Origin of the sequence: Wansuia hejianensis (assembly GCF_014337215.1) — a bacterium.
Taxonomy (GTDB): Bacteria; Bacillota; Clostridia; order Lachnospirales; family Lachnospiraceae; genus Scatomonas; species Scatomonas hejianensis.
Genome location: NZ_CP060635.1, coordinates 1366149 through 1383381, shown reverse-complemented (window position 1 = coordinate 1383381; position 17233 = coordinate 1366149). Strand labels below are relative to the sequence as shown.

Below are 17233 nucleotides of genomic sequence, written 5' to 3'. Positions count from 1 at the left end.
CTGAACGAAAGGGGAAAGAAATAGATGCCTATTAAAATACAAAGCGACCTGCCGGCCAAAGAGATTCTGGAGAAGGAAAATATTTTTGTCATGGATGAGATCCGCGCCCTTCACCAGGATATCCGCCCGCTGCAGATCCTGATCCTGAATCTGATGCCCCTGAAAGAAGAGACGGAACTGCAGATTTTGCGCTGTCTGTCGAATTCTCCGCTGCAGATTGACGTTACTTTTCTGATGGTATCGTCTCATGCCCCGAAGAACACGTCTGTCAGTCATTTGAATAAATTTTATATCCATTTCGAGGACATCAAGAAAGACTATTTTGACGGGATGATCATTACGGGAGCGCCCATTGAATTTCTGGAGTTTGAAGAGGTCGACTTCTGGGACGAGCTGACCAAGATCATGGACTGGACGGAGACCCATGTGACCTCTACTATGTATCAGTGCTGGGGAGCGCAGGCGGCCATGTATTATTTTTATGGAATCAGGAAGCGTATCCTGCCGGAAAAGATGTTCGGGCTGTTCTGGCATAAGGTGAACGACCGGAAGATTCCTCTTGTCCGGGGGTTTGACGATATATTCCTCGCGCCCCATTCCAGACATACAGAGGTTAACCTGGAGGAAGTCAAGGCCTGTGAGAAGATCACCGTCCTGGCGGAATCAGACGAGGCAGGCTTCTTCCTGGGCATGTCTGACGACGGCCGGAAGATCTTCATCCAGGGCCATCCGGAATACGACCGCGTGACATTGGACGGAGAGTATAAAAGAGACGCAGAGAAGGGAATGGAGATTGCGCTCCCGAAGAATTATTACAAAAACGACGACCCCTCCAGCAGGCCGCTGCTGATGTGGCGGGCGCATTCGGCGAATCTGTACATGAACTGGCTCAATTATTACGTATATCAGATCACTCCCTATAACCTGTACGGGGCGCCGGAATTCGGGAAATAATGGCGCATTTATGGGATGCGAGGAGAATTTGTGAAGTACGGAATAACATTTTGAACATCGTTTTCCTGGGAAAGTCGCAAGGCGTAAGCTTTACGGCTTTCATTATTTTAAATAGATGTGTGTCTCACAATGAAAGGAAATGATAGGTCATGATCAGAGAACTGAGGGAAGCAGACCTGGACCAGGTTATGGAATTGTGGCTCCAGAGCAATGAGCAGGCACATGCTTTTATAAAAGAGGAATATTGGAAAGGTCATTATCGGGAGGTCAGAAAGCTGCTTCCCAGGGCCGAGGTATATGTTTATGAAGAAAATGGAGAGATAAAGGGGTTTATAGGAGCGGATGGGCCGTATATCGCCGGAATATTTGTAGATTTCCGTTCACGGTCCATGGGGATCGGAAAACAGCTTCTGGATTATGTGAAACTTAGGAAATCAACGCTTACGCTGCAAGTCTATGAAAAAAATGAACGGGCTGTCAGTTTTTACCGGAGAGAAGGGTTTATAGTAAGGGAAAAACTGGTAGATGAAGAAACAGGCGAGACAGAGTTTCAGATGGATTATACCGGAGAGCAGACGGCGTGGGATATAGCTCGCTAGGGAATACACCAGGAAAAAAAGAAAATTGGCTTGACTCGCACAATTTTCTTTTTTTATGTGAAATACATTGACAGATGAGGTATAATGATTTATGATGTAACAAAAGAAGGGAGGTATATCAATGTCCATTACAGCCGACATATTGAGAGGACATACGGAAGCGATTATTTTATCACATCTGATGGACAGTGACAGCTACGGCTATCAGATCAATAAAGATATACTGGAAAAGACAGATAACCGGTATGAATTGAAGGAAGCTACACTGTATACAGCCTTTCGCAGGTTGGAGAAGGCCGGATACATCAGCACCTACTGGGGTGACCAGAACACAGGCGCCCGAAGAAGGTATTATTCTATTACAGAATCAGGGAAGACTGCCTATGCTGCATATAAGCAGGACTGGACGGAAGCCAGAGAGCTGATTGATAAATTGTTGAAGTGAGGAGGATCATAGAGATGAAAGAAAAAATAAGAGCCTTCATGGACGATTTGCTGAAGGACGTGACCAAGACGAGGAAGGTGCTGGAGTTGAAGGAAGAGCTGATCGGCAATATGGAAGAGCGGTACGATGATCTGATCCGTCAGGGGTATCGGGAAGAGGATGCCTATCAGTGCGCGCTGGATTCGGTGGGAGATGTGAGAGAACTGTTCCGTGAGTTTGCGGATAACGGTGCTCAGGATTATAGCGGCCGGTCTGCAATGGAACCTCTCGGGGACAGGAAGAAACGGGCGTTTCTCCATGCGGTGGGAATCAGCCTCTATATTGTGGGCTTTGCCGTCTGGATGTTGATCATAGCAATCGGTATTGGATTCGGAGAAGGCGAGGATATGTTCGGGCTGATTGGATTTATTGTCATGCTGATCTTTTCTGCGGTTGCTACGGGTATTATGGTCTACTGCTCCAATATGTATCCGAAATATCAGAAGCAGGACGACACGCTGGTGGAAGAGTTCAAAGAGTGGAAGAGCGGCAATACGAGGAACAAGGAAGTGAAGAACGCGGTAAGTTCTGTGATCTGGCTGATTGCAACAATTCTCTATTTCCTCATCAGCTTTGGAACCGGCGCATGGTATATCACCTGGCTGATCTGGCTGATCGCACCCTGCGTACAGACTGTTGTAAATCTGCTGATGAATCATAATCAGTAAAAAGCTAAATAGTGGGGATTGAGAGGTTTTGTATATGAAAAAAGGGAAGGGAATATTAATAGCGGTCTTATGTGTTCTGATCGCTTCCATGGTTGGAGTGATGATCTGGATGATTACACTGGGCGGGACGGGAGCACGTGAGTTTTGGAAGAATTTTAGCTTTAGTTTTTCTTCCGGAGACGCTAAGCTGGTCAATGAACAGGAGTTAGACGTCACTGGTTATTCGGAGATTTCAATTACCTACCGTTCGGCCGACCTGATTTTTGAAACCAGTGAAACCGGCAGCTTTACCGTTTCCGAATACATGGCGGGCAAGCCGGAGGAAGAGAATTTGGCCAAAATACAGAATGATACAAAGAATGGCACCCTGTCCGTGGAGGAAGGGAAAAGCTTCTACGCCATAGGATTTCTGAATTTCGGAACTGGCATCCGTTATGTGAAGATTGGAATTCCGGCAAAGTTCCGGGGATCATTGAACATCAAGACGGGCAGCGGCAATGTCACCATGTCTGACAGCAAGGCAGGCGACTTGTCTGTCACCGTTGGAAGCGGCGACGTCACACTGCTGAGAATCGGTGGTAAGACAGTCACCTGCAGGTCGGGCAGCGGTAATCTGAATCTGAACCAGATCGAAGGGGATCTGGATGTGCTGACTGGTTCCGGAGATGTGAATATTACCGGGATTAAAGGAAATGTGATATCTGAGACAGGTTCCGGAGAACAGCAGATAGCGGACAGCACGGGAGATGTGAAGAGCCAGGCGGGAAGCGGCGACCTGTTCCTGGATCGTATCGGCGGAGGGATCGACGCGAGGACCGGAAGCGGGGACATAAGGATTACTGGCCTGGAGGAAAAATCCTTCACGCTGCAGGCAACGACCCATTCAGGCGATATCGGGGGAAAGATGGACAGCGGTTTGTCTTACAATAAAAAGGGAACGGAAGCGACAGGAAGCTTTGGAGAGAAACCGGAGTATCTGATAAGCCTGGATACCGGAAGCGGTGATATTACGCTGAACTGATGCGGCAGGCCGGGTTTTCGGGCGGTGGATATGGATTTTACGAAGAATTTACGAGAATTTTTCGGAAATCGGATATCCGCCGTTTCTTTTTGCTTTTATAATGGAAAAAATGGGAAGAGTCTTCGGCGAACAAAAATTAAGAATTTACAGAGATTTAACGTAGTTGGATGCCGGGGAAACCAAGAGGCGCAGCCGTTTCAGACGGCTGATTAGCCGGGGTATTTTGTAGAAAACTTACATGCCGGGGGACAGAGGGATGAGAAATGGAATTGCGCTGCGGATTGAAGAAAAGTACGGAGATCTGAGAAAATCTGAAAAAATAGCCGCAGATTATATTCTGGAGCATTTGAACCGTCTAGCGGAGCTGCCGCTGGACCGGCTCGCAGAATATTCCGGTGTGAGCCAGCCCACGGTCCTGAGGATGGTAAAGGCGATCGGATATGGCGGCTACCGGGAGTTCCGGTATGCGCTGGTGGCAGAGGAGGCTCGCAGGAATACAGAAGAACAGGGGACGGTGGAGCCCATGTACGGGTATTCGCTGACCGGAGGAGAGAAGCTGTCGGAGATTCCAGGGAAAATAGTCAGGACGACTTCCAAAATCATGGAGGATAACCTGAAAAGCATTTCCCTGAAAACCTATGAAAAAATCATTGAAACGCTGAACTGCGCCAGACTCATAGATATTTACAGTGTGGAGAATTCCAATGTGACGGCTCGTGATTTGCTGACGAAGCTCTTGTATCTGGGGCTTAACTGCCGCCATTTTGACGATTATTACCACCAGAGGATCAGCGCCAGCAATTTGACCGGGAGGGATGCGGCAATTGGTATTTCCTACTCGGGATGTTCAAGAGATACGGTGGACGTGATGAAAGCGGCTAAAAAAAGCGGTGCGGTGACCATCGTACTGACAAATTTTAAAGACTCGCTCATCAGCAGGTATGCAGATCTTCTTCTTTGCACTTCTCAGGAACAGCTGTTTTACGGGGACGCCATCTTCTCCAGGACGACGCAGCTGCTGCTGGTGGACATGATCTATATGGGGCTACTGGCGTCGGATTACAACAGGTATGCGGGCCGGCTGGACAAGAGCAGCAGGGTAATCAGGGATAAGGCTTATGAATGAAAACGGAAACTGTGTAGATTTACTACACGGTTTTTTTATGGGATTTTACAGTGAGCTAACAAAGAGTTGAAATTGATTTTGTTGTTTTCTAAAATGGCGCTTGCTATAATGAGGCCGTCTCATAAAAAGGCGCTTTTGGACCTGCGCATACCGCAGAGAATGAGGAGATTTTAAGTATGCTGAAATTAGAAAATGTTAAAAAAGCTTACGACGGAGTGACGATTTTGGAACATATCAACCTGGAAATTGAGGACGGTGAAATTGTATCCATTCTCGGTCCGTCCGGATGCGGAAAAACTACGCTTCTGAACCTGATATTGGGGATTACAGAGATTGATGCCGGTAAGCTGTATTTCAACGGCGAGGATATCACAGAAGTCCCCATGGAAAAGCGGGGATTCAACATCGTTTTTCAGGATTATGCCCTGTTTCCGAACCTGAATGTCTATCAGAATATAACCTATGGACTGAAGAACCGGCCATCCATTTCAACGAAGAAAGAGGTGGATGAGCTGATCGGGCTTCTGGGGCTGCAGGAGCATCTGAAGAAAAGGATCGATCAGCTTTCCGGCGGACAGAAGCAGAGGGTAGCTTTGGCCAGAACCATGGTCATGAAGCCCAGGATTCTGTTATTGGATGAGCCCCTGAGTGCTCTGGACGGGGTAATCAAGGAATCAATCAAAGACCGGATACGGGCCATCGCCCAGGAGTATCATCTCACTACGATTATCGTGACACATGACCCGGAAGAGGCTTTAACGCTGTCGGACCGGGTGATGATCGTGAACGAGGGGGCAATTGCCCAGTTTGGAAGACCTGGGGATATCATAGAGAAGCCAGGCAACGAGTTTGTGAAAAAGTTTATACTGAATCAGCTGGAAATTAAAAAGAATAATATCTTCGCCCTGTTCGGCGCAGGCTGCCCGAACGTACAGGTATCATGAGGGCAGAATGATGAAAAGTAAAAAACAGACAGAAATTAAAGTGATATTCTGGGTCCTGGCAGCATTATTCCTGATGTTTCTGGCCGCACCGGTGGTGCAGCTCCTGCTGAAATCTTTTGCTTCCGGTCAGGGAACGGGAGTAACCCTGCAGAACTATGGAGAAGTTTTGGGCGGCCGGGGATTTCTGAACGCGCTGGGGAACAGCTTTCTGGTTTCCTCCGCCAGCGCTCTGATTACGACTGGCCTGGCCTTTGTGCTTGCCTACACGATCCATTATACAAACGTAGGAAACAGATATAAATCTTTCCTGCGGGGAGCCGCGGTACTGCCCATGCTCCTGCCCACCATCACCTATGGCTTTGCCATCATTTATTCATTCGGCAAGCAGGGGCTGCTGACCCGGCTGTTCGGGCGCCAGATTTTTAATATTTACGGATTTAACGGGCTTCTGCTGGGTTATGTGATCTACACACTGCCTATTTCCTTCATGCTGTTGAACAATACGATGGGTTATATTGATAAAAAATATGTGATCGTATCAAGACTCATGGGGGACAGCGGATTCCGGACCTTTCGGATGACAGTTCTGCGCTCGCTGGCAGGGACGCTGGCAGCATCCTTTATTCAAGCCTTTTTCCTGAGTTTTACGGATTTTGGAATCCCCGCCTCGGTGGGGGGAAAATTCAATGTGGTGGCCGGAGTTCTTTATAATGAGATGTTGGGCAGCATTCCCGATTTTGGAAATGGGGCGGTGGTGGCTCTGGTCATGCTTATCCCCTCTGTCGTGAGCATTGCGGTGCTGCACATTTTGGAAAAGTATAATGTGAGATACAACAGGATCTCTGCGATTGAATTGAAGAGAAGCAGAGGACGGGATGCAGTATTCGGGGCAGCCAGCGGCCTGATCCTCCTGTGCGTGCTCGCGGTCTTTGCTGTGATCTTTGTTGTGCCTTTTGTATCGGACTGGCCCTATCAGGTCAGCTTTACGCTGGAACATGTTCGGGCGGTGTTTGCAGACAGCAGTCTGTCAGGGGTATATGTCAATTCGATTCTGGTGGCGGCGGCTACCGCCCTGGCCGGAACGCTGATGGCTTATGGGGCGGCGCTGATTACGGCCAGAAGCAAGGTGCCTCCGGTTATGAAAAATATTATAGAAGGGATCGCGCTGGTCACCAATACCATCCCCGGAATGGTGATCGGCCTGGCGTATCTGTTTTGTTTTTCGGGGAGCCCTCTTCAGAATACATTCCTGATTCTGATTATCTGTAATACGGTACATTTTTTTTCCACTCCGTATCTGATGATGAAGAATTCTCTGTCCAAAATGAATGCGTCCTGGGAAACGACGGCAATGCTGATGGGGGATAGCTGGGTGAAAACAATCCTCCGGGTGGTGACTCCCAATGCTTTTGCTACGCTGATAGAGGTGTTCAGCTATTTCTTTGTGAATGCCATGGTGACAGTCAGCGCAGTTATTTTCCTGGCAGGGGCCAGAACGATGGTCATCACCACCAAAATTAAGGAATTGCAGTATTTTAATAAATATAATGAGATATTCGTATTATCCCTGCTGATTCTATTCACGAATCTGGTATGTAAAGGCATATTTCAAAAGCTTGCGAATAAAAACCATAAAAAGGAGAAAGCAGTTAAAATGAAAAACAGTAAAAAGAGTGTATGGAAACGAGCAGCTATGGTAACGCTGGCGGTGATTCTGGGAGCCGGAGTGGCCGGGCTTTCCGGCTGCGGGGGCAGTGCGGATTCAGGCAAGGTTGTCATCTATTCCAACGCTGACGATGAAGCGGTAACTGCCATGAAGAATGCCCTGGACAATCATGGCTTCAAGGACCAATACCTGTTCCAAACCTTTGGAACCTCTGAGCTGGGAGGAAAGCTTCTGGCCGAGGGCAGTAAAATAGAAGCAGATCTCGTGACGATGAGCACCTTCTATGTGGACAGCGCCCAGGAACTGAACCAGATGTTTCTGGACCTGGATTTTGACGTAAATACGCTGGATGAATTCCCATCCTATTGTGCACCGATTACCGCGCAGGAGGGAACCATCCTGGTGAATACGGAAATGCTTCAGGAGAACAGTCTCCCGATGCCCGAATCTCTGAAGAGCCTGGCGGACCCGGTCTATGAAGACTTTCTGTCAGTGACGGATGTTGCCTCCTCTTCCACGGCCTGGCTGCTGATCCAGGGGTTGATCTCGGAGTATGGAGAGGATGGAGCCAAAGAGATCCTGAAGGGGATCTATAAAAATGCGGGAGATCATATAGAGGATTCCGGTTCTGCGCCTCTGAAGAAGGTTCGCGCCGGGGAGGTGGCTGTCGGGTTCGGGCTTCGCCAGCAGGCTGTGGCCGATAAAGCAAAAGGGCTTCCCATTGACTATGCGGATCCCGTGGAGGGTAATTTTACCCTTACAGAGTCAGTTGCAGTCGTAGATAAAGGAGATAAGACAAATGGAAAGGCCATGGAAATGGCAGCCTGCATCATACAGAACGGCAGAGAGGAGTTGCAGTCTTATTATCCGGTAGCGCTGTATGAGGGAGAGAAAACCGACAGCGCCAACCAGTCAGGAAATCCTAAGAGCTTCAGTGAACCGCTGACAGTGGAGCTTCTGAAGAAACACCAGGAACTTTCGGAAGAATGTAAATAGAAAAGGAGTGATCGTAATGAAAGATTATAAATTACTGACGCCAGGTCCTCTCACGACTACTGATTCTGTAAAGCGGGAAATGATGTTTGATCATTGTACCTGGGATGAGGACTATAAAGAAATCACTCAGGAAATCCGCAGAAATCTCCTGAAGCTGGCTCATGTGACGGATGAGGAATATACCGCGGTCCTGATGCAGGGAAGCGGAACCTTCGGGGTAGAGTCTGTCCTGACCAGTGTGACGGGTCCGGAGGATAAGCTTCTGGTCGTGGCGAACGGGGCCTATGGCGGCAGGATGGGGGAGATCGCGGAACATGCGGGCATTCCCCATGAAATTTACAGGGAACGCTTTGACCGGGTGCCAGAAGCTTCTGTCATTGCCGGGTGGCTGGATTCAGATCCGGCGATCACCCATGTCTCTATGGTACATAGCGAGACAACGTCGGGAATTTTGAACGATATAGAAGCTGTGGGGAAAGCTGTAAAGGAACGAAACCGGGTATTCATTGTAGATGCCATGAGCAGCTTTGGCGGCATAGATATTCCGGTGGCGGAATGGGGGATAGATTTTCTGGTCAGCAGTGCCAATAAGTGTATCCAGGGGGTTCCCGGGTTCTCCTTTATCATAGCGAGGAAAAGCCTGCTCCTGGCCAGCGCGGGTAATGCGCGCAGCCTCTCACTGGATCTGTATGACCAGTGGAAAACTATGGACGTGGATGGAAAATGGCGTTTTACCTCCCCCACCCATGTGGTGCTGGCTTTTGCGAAAGCATTGAAGGAATTGGAGGAAGAAGGAGGGATTCCAGCCAGGGAAAGGCGTTATTCCGAAAATAACCGTCTGCTGATCCGGAGGATGGAGGAACTGGGAATCCATCCATACATAGAAGGGAGTCATCAGGGCCCGATTATTACAACCTTCTACTATCCGGAAAATAAAAAATTCTCCTTCGGGGCCATGTATCATTATGTCAAAGACCGTGGATACGCGATTTATCCGGGCAAGGTCACAGAGGCTGAAACCTTCCGGATCGGTAACATCGGAGAAATTTATCCGGACGATATTGAAAAGCTGTATGAGATCATGAAGGAATTTCTGGAGGAACAGGAGCATGCGTGAAATAAAAACAGTTATCTTTGACTGGGCGGGCACAACAGTAGACTACGGCTGCTTTGCCCCGGTTCGGGCATTCATGGAGATTTTTAAGGAATATGGCGTGGTTCCTACTATAGAAGAGGTGAGAAAGCCCATGGGGATGCTGAAGATAGATCACATCCGGACAATGCTCGGTATGGAGCGGATTGCAAAAGCCTGGCAGCAGGCCCATGGAAAACTGCCCGGGGAAGAGGAGGTACGGCAGCTATTTCATATATTTGAAGAAAAACTGCTGGATATCCTTCATCTGTACGGAGAACCGAAGCCGGATACGCTGGAAGCGGTAGGGCGCCTGAGAGAGCAGGGAATCGCAATAGGCTCCACAACAGGCTATACAGACAGGATGATGGAAATTGTCACCACAGCGGCCGAAAAAAAAGGCTTTGCGCCGGACGTTTGGTTCAGCCCTGATTCCACAGGGGGCAAGGGCCGCCCCTGGCCGTATATGATTTTCCGTAACATGGAGGCTTTAGGCGCCCGGAATGTCCGCGAGGTACTGAAGATCGGAGATACAGTAGCTGATATCCTGGAAGGAAAGAACGCGGGGGTATGGACTGCGGGAGTGATCGTGGGAAGCTCGGAAATGGGATTGTCGGAAGCTGAATATAACAGCATGACAGAAGAAAGGAGAGAAGCTGAATGCAGAAGAGTAGCGGAGGTATATGAGAGAGCAGGGGCGGACAAAGTGTATAAGACATTGAAAGAGCTGGCCGATGAGCTGACGGCAGGCTGAAAAGGGAAGAGGGTGAAAACATAAAATGTTCTCGCCCTCTTATTGATCGTTCATTTTGGTTCCGGCTGTCCGGTATCAGGGGAACAGTCCCAGCATAGTCTCTGAATTCCTCTCTGACAACGCATCGGCATTGTTCAGGAAAAGCAGGTCATCCACGCCCTTCTCCTGGATAAACTGAGTCAGATTGCCCTGATAGTACCGGTAGTCGATCACGTAGACTGTCTGGTAATGATCTACTAAAAATGGAACAAAGGCATTTCCGTAAGATTCTTTGATGATTACGCAGGAAGAACCATCGGTTATCGACGGATTATTGATCTCCGTGTAGGGATTGTCGCCGCCGATAAAACAGTTGTATTTCTGACCTGCGCCATATTCGCTCACGTCATTCACAATATTCCAATTGACTGTCTCCCCGTTGACATTCGTAAGTGTCGCGTCATTTGTCCCTATCGGCACATAGGCATAGACCGTATCCGGGTTATTCTTCAGGGCTTCCGATTGGTTACTGTAAGAATAGAAGGTGCCGAGAAATCCAGGATAAACCTGTTCCGTATAATCGGAAAGCTCATGGGGTGTAATCCCTTTTACCTGAGCAAACTGGCGGTACGCGTAATAAGCGCCCAGGGCTGTCCAGTGGTGGTCGGTGTTATAGTAGAGATATTCGGCATTGTGGCGGACCAGTTCATCGTATACGGGTACCTGTCTGACAGAAGGATCCAGCATTCCATAGATGTAGTTAAATGCATCCTTCTGGCTGGAACCGCCCAGTGAGCTTTGGACATTCTCATCCAGACAGACACCGAAATTCGTGGGCGCCAGCAGGCTGTAGACGTTTACCTGGCTGCCTACCTTTGATTTAACGGTATTGATCATGGAAGCATAGGCATCCGCGCCTCCGTGGTTGAAATAGTAAATTTCGAATCCGCGGTTGTCTGCCACATAGATAGTTCCGGCAACTTCAGGCGTATTGTGGATAGAACCGTCCGGCAGATCTTCGGGAAGATCCTCCGGATCACCGGCAGGCTCCGGCGTGGTGGTGATGACCGGCGCCGGCGTCACGGTAGGCGCGGTATCAGAGGCGGTGGGTATCTCGTCGGCCACCTGTCCCGTTTTTCCATAAATTTCTTCGCCCCTCAGGCCATACAGGCTTTCTACCCCTGCTTCTGCGGAGAGCAGCTGTTCTCTAAAAGGGAAGGTGTCAGCGAACCAGGTGCTCACGTCCTCAAAGAAACTTCCATCCCAGAGGGCGGCAAAAGAAAAGGCAGGAAATTTGGCCAGCTCTCGTTTTTCCAGATCGGATTCCCTGGGCCTCAGAGGAAGACACAGGCCTAGGACAAAGAGAGCAGCAAAAAGGATCACGAATACCTGAACCAGGATACGGCTCCATTTCCGCCGGGCTTTTTTTGCGTTTTCATTATAGACACGGCTGTCATGCTTTTTCATTGTTTCCTCCAGTGGTGCGGCTGCGGCGCCTGATGTCAGGGGTGGGTAGCCGGCCGGTTGCTGTTAAAACTGATAATAAAGGAACGGGCTGTAACTGTTGCCAACCAGCGCGAGGATGGACAGTAACAGAAGCAGAACGGCGATCACCAGCTTACCGGCATGTACAGGAACCTGGGACTGGCCTCTGCTTTTTAAATAATTCTCCGCGTAACTTCGCAGACGGCCGAACAGCGGAGTGACGGCCAGGATCGCGAAGATCAGGAAAAAGATGTTATTTTCCAGTGTAATTGCCACGCTCGTGTTGGAAAAGCCGTTCTGATTCAGGCCGAACATTCCCAGAAACGCGGTGCCGAGGTTTGAAAAATTCTCAAACCGGAAGAAGATCCAGCCCACATATACCACGGCAAGGGTGTACACATGATTCAGCACCGGATGCCAGGGCTTAAACTCCTTCTTGCGGCGCCAGTTTTCAAATACGATGAAGGCAAAATAGTACAGCCCCCACAGTACATAGTTCCAGCTTGCGCCGTGCCAGAGCCCGGTCAAAGCCCAGACAGCCAGCAGGTTCAGCGTGGTGCGCCGCAGGCTGCAGCGGCTTCCTCCCAGGGGGATATAGACATAATCCCGGAAAAAAGTGCTCAGCGATATGTGCCAGCGTTTCCAGAAGTCCTTGACGGAACTGGCAATATAGGGATAGTTAAAGTTCTCTTCATAATGAAACCCAATCATCCAGCCCAGGCCGATCGCCATATCGGAATAGGCCGAAAAATCCAGATAAATCTGCAGCATATAAAACAGTGCTCCCAGCCAGATACCGGCTGCCGGAATTGTAGTCAGATCGCTGGAGAGGGGTAGCAGTGAGTCTGCAAGCACACCGCAGTGATTGGCAAGTATGGATTTTTTGGCTAGTCCGATGCAGAAGCGGTAGATGCCGGCGGCGATGGCTTCTATGGAAATCTTCCGGTCTGTCAGTTCATTCTTAATGGAAGTATACCGTACAATAGGGCCGGCCATGCAGTGATGGAACAGTCCGGTGTACAGCAGCATGATCCAGTAGCTTTTTTCAGCCTCGGTTTTCTCATTATAAACATCCGCTATGTAGGAAATCAGCTTAAAGGTGTAGAAGGAGATTCCAAGCGGCAGCGCGAACTGCAGGAACTTCCAGTCCTGGCGGAACAATGCGCCGAAGGTGCCCAGGAAGAAACCGGTATATTTAAAGATTCCGAGCACTGCCAGCAGAATGGCAATGGATGAAACCAGCCAGCGCTTGCGGAGCTTATGATTCTTATCGTACTTCTGTATCTGGAGCGCGAAGAACCAGCCGACGGCCGTCATTGCAAAAAGAAGCAGCAGATAGCGCACGCCTCCCCAGGCATAAAAAACCAGAGAGAAAATGAGAAGAACCCTGTTTTTTCTCTCAATATCAGGCATCTTATAATAAATCAGCAGACATAGTGGTAAAAAGAACAGAATAAAAAATAAGCTTGAAAATATCATAATCCCCTCAGAAAACGACCCCTTAATTTCAGCGGGCAAGGAGACGGGAGGTAATAGCTGCGTTCCTGTCCGTCGCATGCCGCGAGAGTCGAATACCCCGTCGAGACGGCGGAGTATTTGACTTGATTGATCAGTTAAATAAAGGCAGGAACTACAGTGAGCACCTGCTTATGTTAATTATACCGTTGATTCGACAGATGTCAAGATAGTTCGACATAATTTTTTCTTGACAAATCCAGGAATTCTTATATACTTTAACTATCAAACTATTTTATAGTAAAAGCATATTTGCCGTCCGGTGCTTTCATAGTATATGGAAAATGGAGATTAGATATGACTGGAAGAATTATTGGAACAGGCGCCTGTGTGCCTGAAAGAGTCGTCAGTAATGATGACCTGTCTAAGATGGTTGAGACTAATGACGAATGGATTCGCGAGCGCACAGGGATCGCGCGGAGACATATTATTTCCGGAGGGGAGACGACGGTGACCCTGGCAGCGGAAGCCGGCAGGCGGGCGCTGGATATGGCGGGAATCGCGGCAGAGGAGCTTGATATGATCCTCTTGTCGAGCATTTCCTCGAATGTTATCCTGCCCTGTGCGGCCTGTGCGGTGCAGGGACTGATCGGTGCGGTCAATGCGGTCTGCTATGACCTGAATGCGGCCTGCAGCGGGTTTGTATTTGTCTATAATGCCGCCCAGGCGCATATCATGTCGGGGATGTGCAGGACGGTTCTGATCATTGGCGCGGACTGCCTCTCCGATCTGACGAATTGGAAAGACCGGAGCAGCTGTATCCTCTTTGGAGACGGGGCCGGGGCGGCTGTGGTCCAGGCGGCGGAGGGCGTCCCCTTTGAGTTCGCCATGCATTCGGACGGGAACAGAGGCGGCTCGATGACCTGTCAGAGCAGGAATCAAGAAAATTGCCCGCCGCGGGAAGAAACCTATATGCAGATGGACGGAAAAGAGATTTTTAAGTTTGCCTCTATGAAGGTGCCGGCCGTCCTTCATGAGCTGCTGGAAAAGGTTTCCCTGAAGCCGGAAGAGATCGACGCTTACCTTTTGCACCAGGCAAATGGCCGGATTATCGAAGCGATTGCCAGGAGGATGGGGCTGGATATCAGCAGATTTCCGATGAATGTGGCGGAGTATGCGAATACGTCGTCGGGCACGGTGCCGATCCTGCTGGATGAGCTGAACCGGAAGGGGAAACTTCTGAAGGGCCAGAAGCTGATCATGTGCGGTTTTGGAGCCGGCCTTTCCTGGGGCGCCGCCTATCTGGAATGGCAGTAAAGCAGGCGGATAGTCGAAGTAATAACATTAAATTGAGAAAGGATTTAAAATGAAGACAGAAGTATCGCAATTATTGGGAATTGAATATCCGATCATCCAGGGAGGGATGGCCTGGGTGGCTGAGCACAAGCTGGCAGCGGCCGTATCTGAGGCTGGCGGCCTGGGTCTGATAGGAGCGGCGAATGCCCCGGCCGAATGGGTTCGTGAACAGATCCGTGAGGCGAAGAAACTGACAGAAAAACCATTTGGCGTGAATATCATGCTGATGAGCCCTTATGCGGATGAGGTTGCACAGGTGGTAGCGGAGGAAGGCGTTAAGGTAGTGACTACAGGCGCCGGCAATCCGGGCAAATATCTGGAACTTTGGAAGCGTGCAGAGATCAGGATTATTCCGGTAGTAGCGTCTGTTGCTATGGCCAGGATGATGGAAAAGGCAGGGGTAGATGCTGTCGTTGCGGAGGGTACGGAGTCCGGCGGCCATATAGGAGAGACGACCACCATGGTGCTGGTTCCCCAGGTGGCGGATGCGGTGAAAATCCCGGTAATTGCGGCCGGAGGTATCGCCGACGGCCGTGGTGTTGCGGCAGCCTTCATGCTGGGCGCCAGAGGCGTACAGCTGGGCACTCGGTTTGTGGCTACGAAAGACGCGGTCGTCCATGAAAATTATAAACAGTACATCTTAAAAGCGAAGGATATAGATACCCGGGTCACCGGAAGGACGACCGGACATCCGGTACGTGTCCTCAGGAATGCAGTCACAAAGAAATATCTGGAGCTGGAAAAGAACGGAGCCACCTTTGAGGAGCTGGAAGAACTCACCGTCGGCGGCCTGAGAAGGGCAGTGACTGAGGGAGACACGCAGACAGGAAGTATGATGTCAGGACAGATTGCAGGACTGATCCATGATGAGCCGACCTGTGCGGAGGTGATTCAGCGCCTGGTGAGCGAGACAGATGAATTGATGAAAGGAACTGGCATTTATGAGTAAAACGGCATTTCTTTTTCCGGGACAGGGAGCCCAGAAGCCGGGAATGGGAAAAGATTTTTATGAAAACAGCCCTTTGGCGGCAGAAATATTTGACTGTGCGTCGGAACTGCTGTCTATGGATATGAAAAAACTGTGTTTTGAGGAAAACGACTGCCTGGATCTGACCGAATATACCCAGGCGGCCCTGGTAACGACTTGCCTGGCTATGGAACGAGTGGTTAGAGCGTCCGGGATAAAGGCAGATATAGCTGCCGGCCTGAGCCTGGGAGAATACTGTGCGATTTACACCGCAGGGGGAATGTCCGCGGCAGACGCCATAAAGACCGTGCGGGCCCGTGGGATACTCATGCAGGACACGGTCCCGGCGGGGAAGGGAGCCATGGCGGCCGTCCTCGGAATGGCGGCGTCAGCTATAGAAGAGACGCTGCAGAGTCTGGAGGGCGTGTGGATCGCCAACTATAACTGCCCTGGCCAGATTGTGATTACCGGGGAAGCCGGAGCTGTTGACAGCGCGTCCGCTGCCCTGAAGGAGAATGGAGCCAGACGGGTGCTTCCGCTGAATGTCAGCGGGCCCTTCCATTCGCCGCTGCTTCGTCCCGCCGGAGAGAAGCTGCTGGAAGCGCTGGAACAGGTGCGGTTTACGGAACTGTCCATTCCCTATGTGACCAATGTGACGGCAAAGCCGGTCACGGACATCCGGGAAGCGAAAGAGCTTTTAAAAGTCCAGGTTTCATCTTCTGTGCGCTGGCAGCAATCTGTGGAATACATGTTGAGGGACGGAGTGGATACCTTTGTGGAAATCGGGCCTGGAAAGACACTGGCGGGTTTTCTGAAGAAAATAGATAGAAATGCAGTTGTTTATAATGTGAGCTGCCTGGAAGATGTGGATCAGGCTGCGGCAGCCCTGGCGTAAGGAGGATCTCATGACAGAAAAGAGTATAGCAGTGGTGACGGGCGCGTCCCGGGGAATCGGCCGCGCGGTGGCCCTGGAGCTGGCCGGCCGTGGGAATCTGACTGTAATTAACTATAATGGCTCGGCAGAGAAGGCCGAGGCGGTGAAAAAAGAAATTGAGGCTGCAGGAGGGGAAGCGGCGCTGTTCCAGTGCGATGTGTCCCGGTATGAGGACTGTGAAGCCTTTATCAAACAGGTCGTCCGTGATTACGGGAGGCTGGATATCCTGGTGAATAACGCAGGAATCACCAGGGATTATCTGATTATGCAGATGAAAGAAGAGGCCTTTGACCAGGTTCTGGAAGTGAACCTGAAAGGTACTTTTAATACCATTCGTTTTGCCGCCCGTCAGATGGTGAAGCAGAGAAAAGGGCGGATCGTGAACATGGCCTCTGTAGTCGGCATTCATGGGAACGGCGGGCAGTCCAATTACAGCGCGTCAAAAGCCGGAGTGATCGGCCTGACGAAATCAGTGGCCCAGGAGCTGGCGCCCAGAGGCATTACAGTGAATGCGGTGGCTCCGGGCTTCATCGAGACAGAGATGACAGGAGCGCTGCCGGAAGAGGTACAGGAAAGCGCCAGAAAAGGAATCCCGCTGGGTACGTTCGGGCACCCGGAGGATGTGGCGGCTGCCGTTGGATTTCTCACGTCAGACGCCGCGGGATACATTACCGGGCAGGTGTTGTGCGTAGACGGCGGCATGGCAATGTGAA

At 50.2% G+C, this 17233-nt stretch carries 16 protein-coding genes; 14 read left to right on the top strand and 2 right to left on the bottom strand.

Annotated elements, in window-relative coordinates; translation table 11 throughout:
- The first annotated feature begins 24 nt into the window (after nucleotides 1-24).
- From metA to phnX, 10 genes are all read left to right on the top strand, one after another.
- On the top strand, nucleotides 25-954 hold the full coding sequence (gene metA, locus H9Q79_RS06380; RefSeq protein WP_118646867.1) for a homoserine O-acetyltransferase MetA: 930 nt from the start codon (nucleotides 25-27) through the stop codon (nucleotides 952-954).
- A gap of 149 nt (nucleotides 955-1103) precedes the next feature.
- On the top strand, nucleotides 1104-1553 hold the full coding sequence (locus H9Q79_RS06375; protein WP_118646865.1) for an N-acetyltransferase: 450 nt from the start codon (nucleotides 1104-1106) through the stop codon (nucleotides 1551-1553).
- 121 nt (nucleotides 1554-1674) lie between these two features.
- Entirely contained in the window at nucleotides 1675-1998 is a 324-nt protein-coding gene (locus tag H9Q79_RS06370) for a PadR family transcriptional regulator (RefSeq protein ID WP_118646863.1), read from the top strand.
- 14 nt (nucleotides 1999-2012) lie between these two features.
- Complete coding sequence (locus H9Q79_RS06365) at nucleotides 2013-2705, top strand: permease prefix domain 1-containing protein (protein ID WP_118646861.1); 693 nt, start codon at nucleotides 2013-2015, stop codon at nucleotides 2703-2705.
- Between the two features lie 34 nt (nucleotides 2706-2739).
- Complete coding sequence (locus H9Q79_RS06360) at nucleotides 2740-3726, top strand: DUF4097 family beta strand repeat-containing protein (protein ID WP_249329453.1); 987 nt, start codon at nucleotides 2740-2742, stop codon at nucleotides 3724-3726.
- 256 nt (nucleotides 3727-3982) lie between these two features.
- The gene (locus H9Q79_RS06355) at nucleotides 3983-4852 is read left to right on the top strand and encodes a MurR/RpiR family transcriptional regulator (protein ID WP_249329452.1); all 870 of its coding nucleotides are present in this window, start codon (nucleotides 3983-3985) and stop codon (nucleotides 4850-4852) included.
- Nucleotides 4853-5028: 176 nt separating this feature from the next.
- Nucleotides 5029-5796 (top strand): ABC transporter ATP-binding protein, encoded by a 768-nt coding sequence (locus H9Q79_RS06350; protein WP_249329451.1) that lies wholly within the window; start codon nucleotides 5029-5031, stop codon nucleotides 5794-5796.
- A gap of 10 nt (nucleotides 5797-5806) precedes the next feature.
- Complete coding sequence (locus H9Q79_RS06345; protein ID WP_408646473.1) at nucleotides 5807-8458, top strand: extracellular solute-binding protein; 2652 nt, start codon at nucleotides 5807-5809, stop codon at nucleotides 8456-8458.
- Between the two features lie 16 nt (nucleotides 8459-8474).
- Nucleotides 8475-9575, top strand: a complete 1101-nt coding sequence (locus H9Q79_RS06340) for a 2-aminoethylphosphonate--pyruvate transaminase (RefSeq protein ID WP_249329449.1) — start codon at nucleotides 8475-8477, stop codon at nucleotides 9573-9575.
- Nucleotides 9568-10344: a phosphonoacetaldehyde hydrolase gene (phnX, locus tag H9Q79_RS06335; protein WP_118646855.1), complete on the top strand. Its 777-nt coding sequence runs from the start codon at nucleotides 9568-9570 to the stop codon at nucleotides 10342-10344. Before H9Q79_RS06340 ends, phnX begins: the two co-directional genes overlap by 8 nt.
- 75 nt (nucleotides 10345-10419) lie before the next feature.
- Here phnX and H9Q79_RS06330 read toward each other — a convergent pair whose 3' ends face one another.
- Together H9Q79_RS06330 and H9Q79_RS06325 are read right to left on the bottom strand one after the other, a co-directional pair.
- Nucleotides 10420-11790, bottom strand: coding sequence for a DHHW family protein (locus H9Q79_RS06330; protein WP_118646853.1), 1371 nt, complete (start codon nucleotides 11788-11790; stop codon nucleotides 10420-10422).
- A 63-nt stretch (nucleotides 11791-11853) separates the two neighbouring features.
- Nucleotides 11854-13152 (bottom strand): MBOAT family O-acyltransferase, encoded by a 1299-nt coding sequence (locus tag H9Q79_RS06325; protein WP_249329448.1) that lies wholly within the window; start codon nucleotides 13150-13152, stop codon nucleotides 11854-11856.
- Nucleotides 13153-13620: 468 nt separating this feature from the next.
- On the opposite strand from H9Q79_RS06325, the gene H9Q79_RS06320 reads away from it, so the two are divergent.
- From H9Q79_RS06320 to fabG, 4 genes are read left to right on the top strand one after another with little or no spacing between them, the layout of a single operon-like run.
- Nucleotides 13621-14580 carry a beta-ketoacyl-ACP synthase III gene (locus H9Q79_RS06320; RefSeq protein WP_249329447.1) on the top strand — a complete coding sequence of 320 codons (960 nt, stop codon included), beginning with the start codon at nucleotides 13621-13623 and terminating at the stop codon, nucleotides 14578-14580.
- A gap of 49 nt (nucleotides 14581-14629) precedes the next feature.
- Nucleotides 14630-15568 carry an enoyl-[acyl-carrier-protein] reductase FabK gene (gene fabK / locus H9Q79_RS06315; RefSeq protein WP_118646847.1) on the top strand — a complete coding sequence of 313 codons (939 nt, stop codon included), beginning with the start codon at nucleotides 14630-14632 and terminating at the stop codon, nucleotides 15566-15568.
- Nucleotides 15561-16481 carry an ACP S-malonyltransferase gene (gene fabD, locus H9Q79_RS06310; protein WP_118646845.1) on the top strand — a complete coding sequence of 307 codons (921 nt, stop codon included), beginning with the start codon at nucleotides 15561-15563 and terminating at the stop codon, nucleotides 16479-16481. Before fabK ends, fabD begins: the two co-directional genes overlap by 8 nt.
- Before the next feature lie 10 nt (nucleotides 16482-16491).
- Entirely contained in the window at nucleotides 16492-17232 is a 741-nt protein-coding gene (gene fabG / locus H9Q79_RS06305; protein WP_249329446.1) for a 3-oxoacyl-[acyl-carrier-protein] reductase, read from the top strand.
- Nucleotide 17233: the final 1 nt, after the last annotated feature.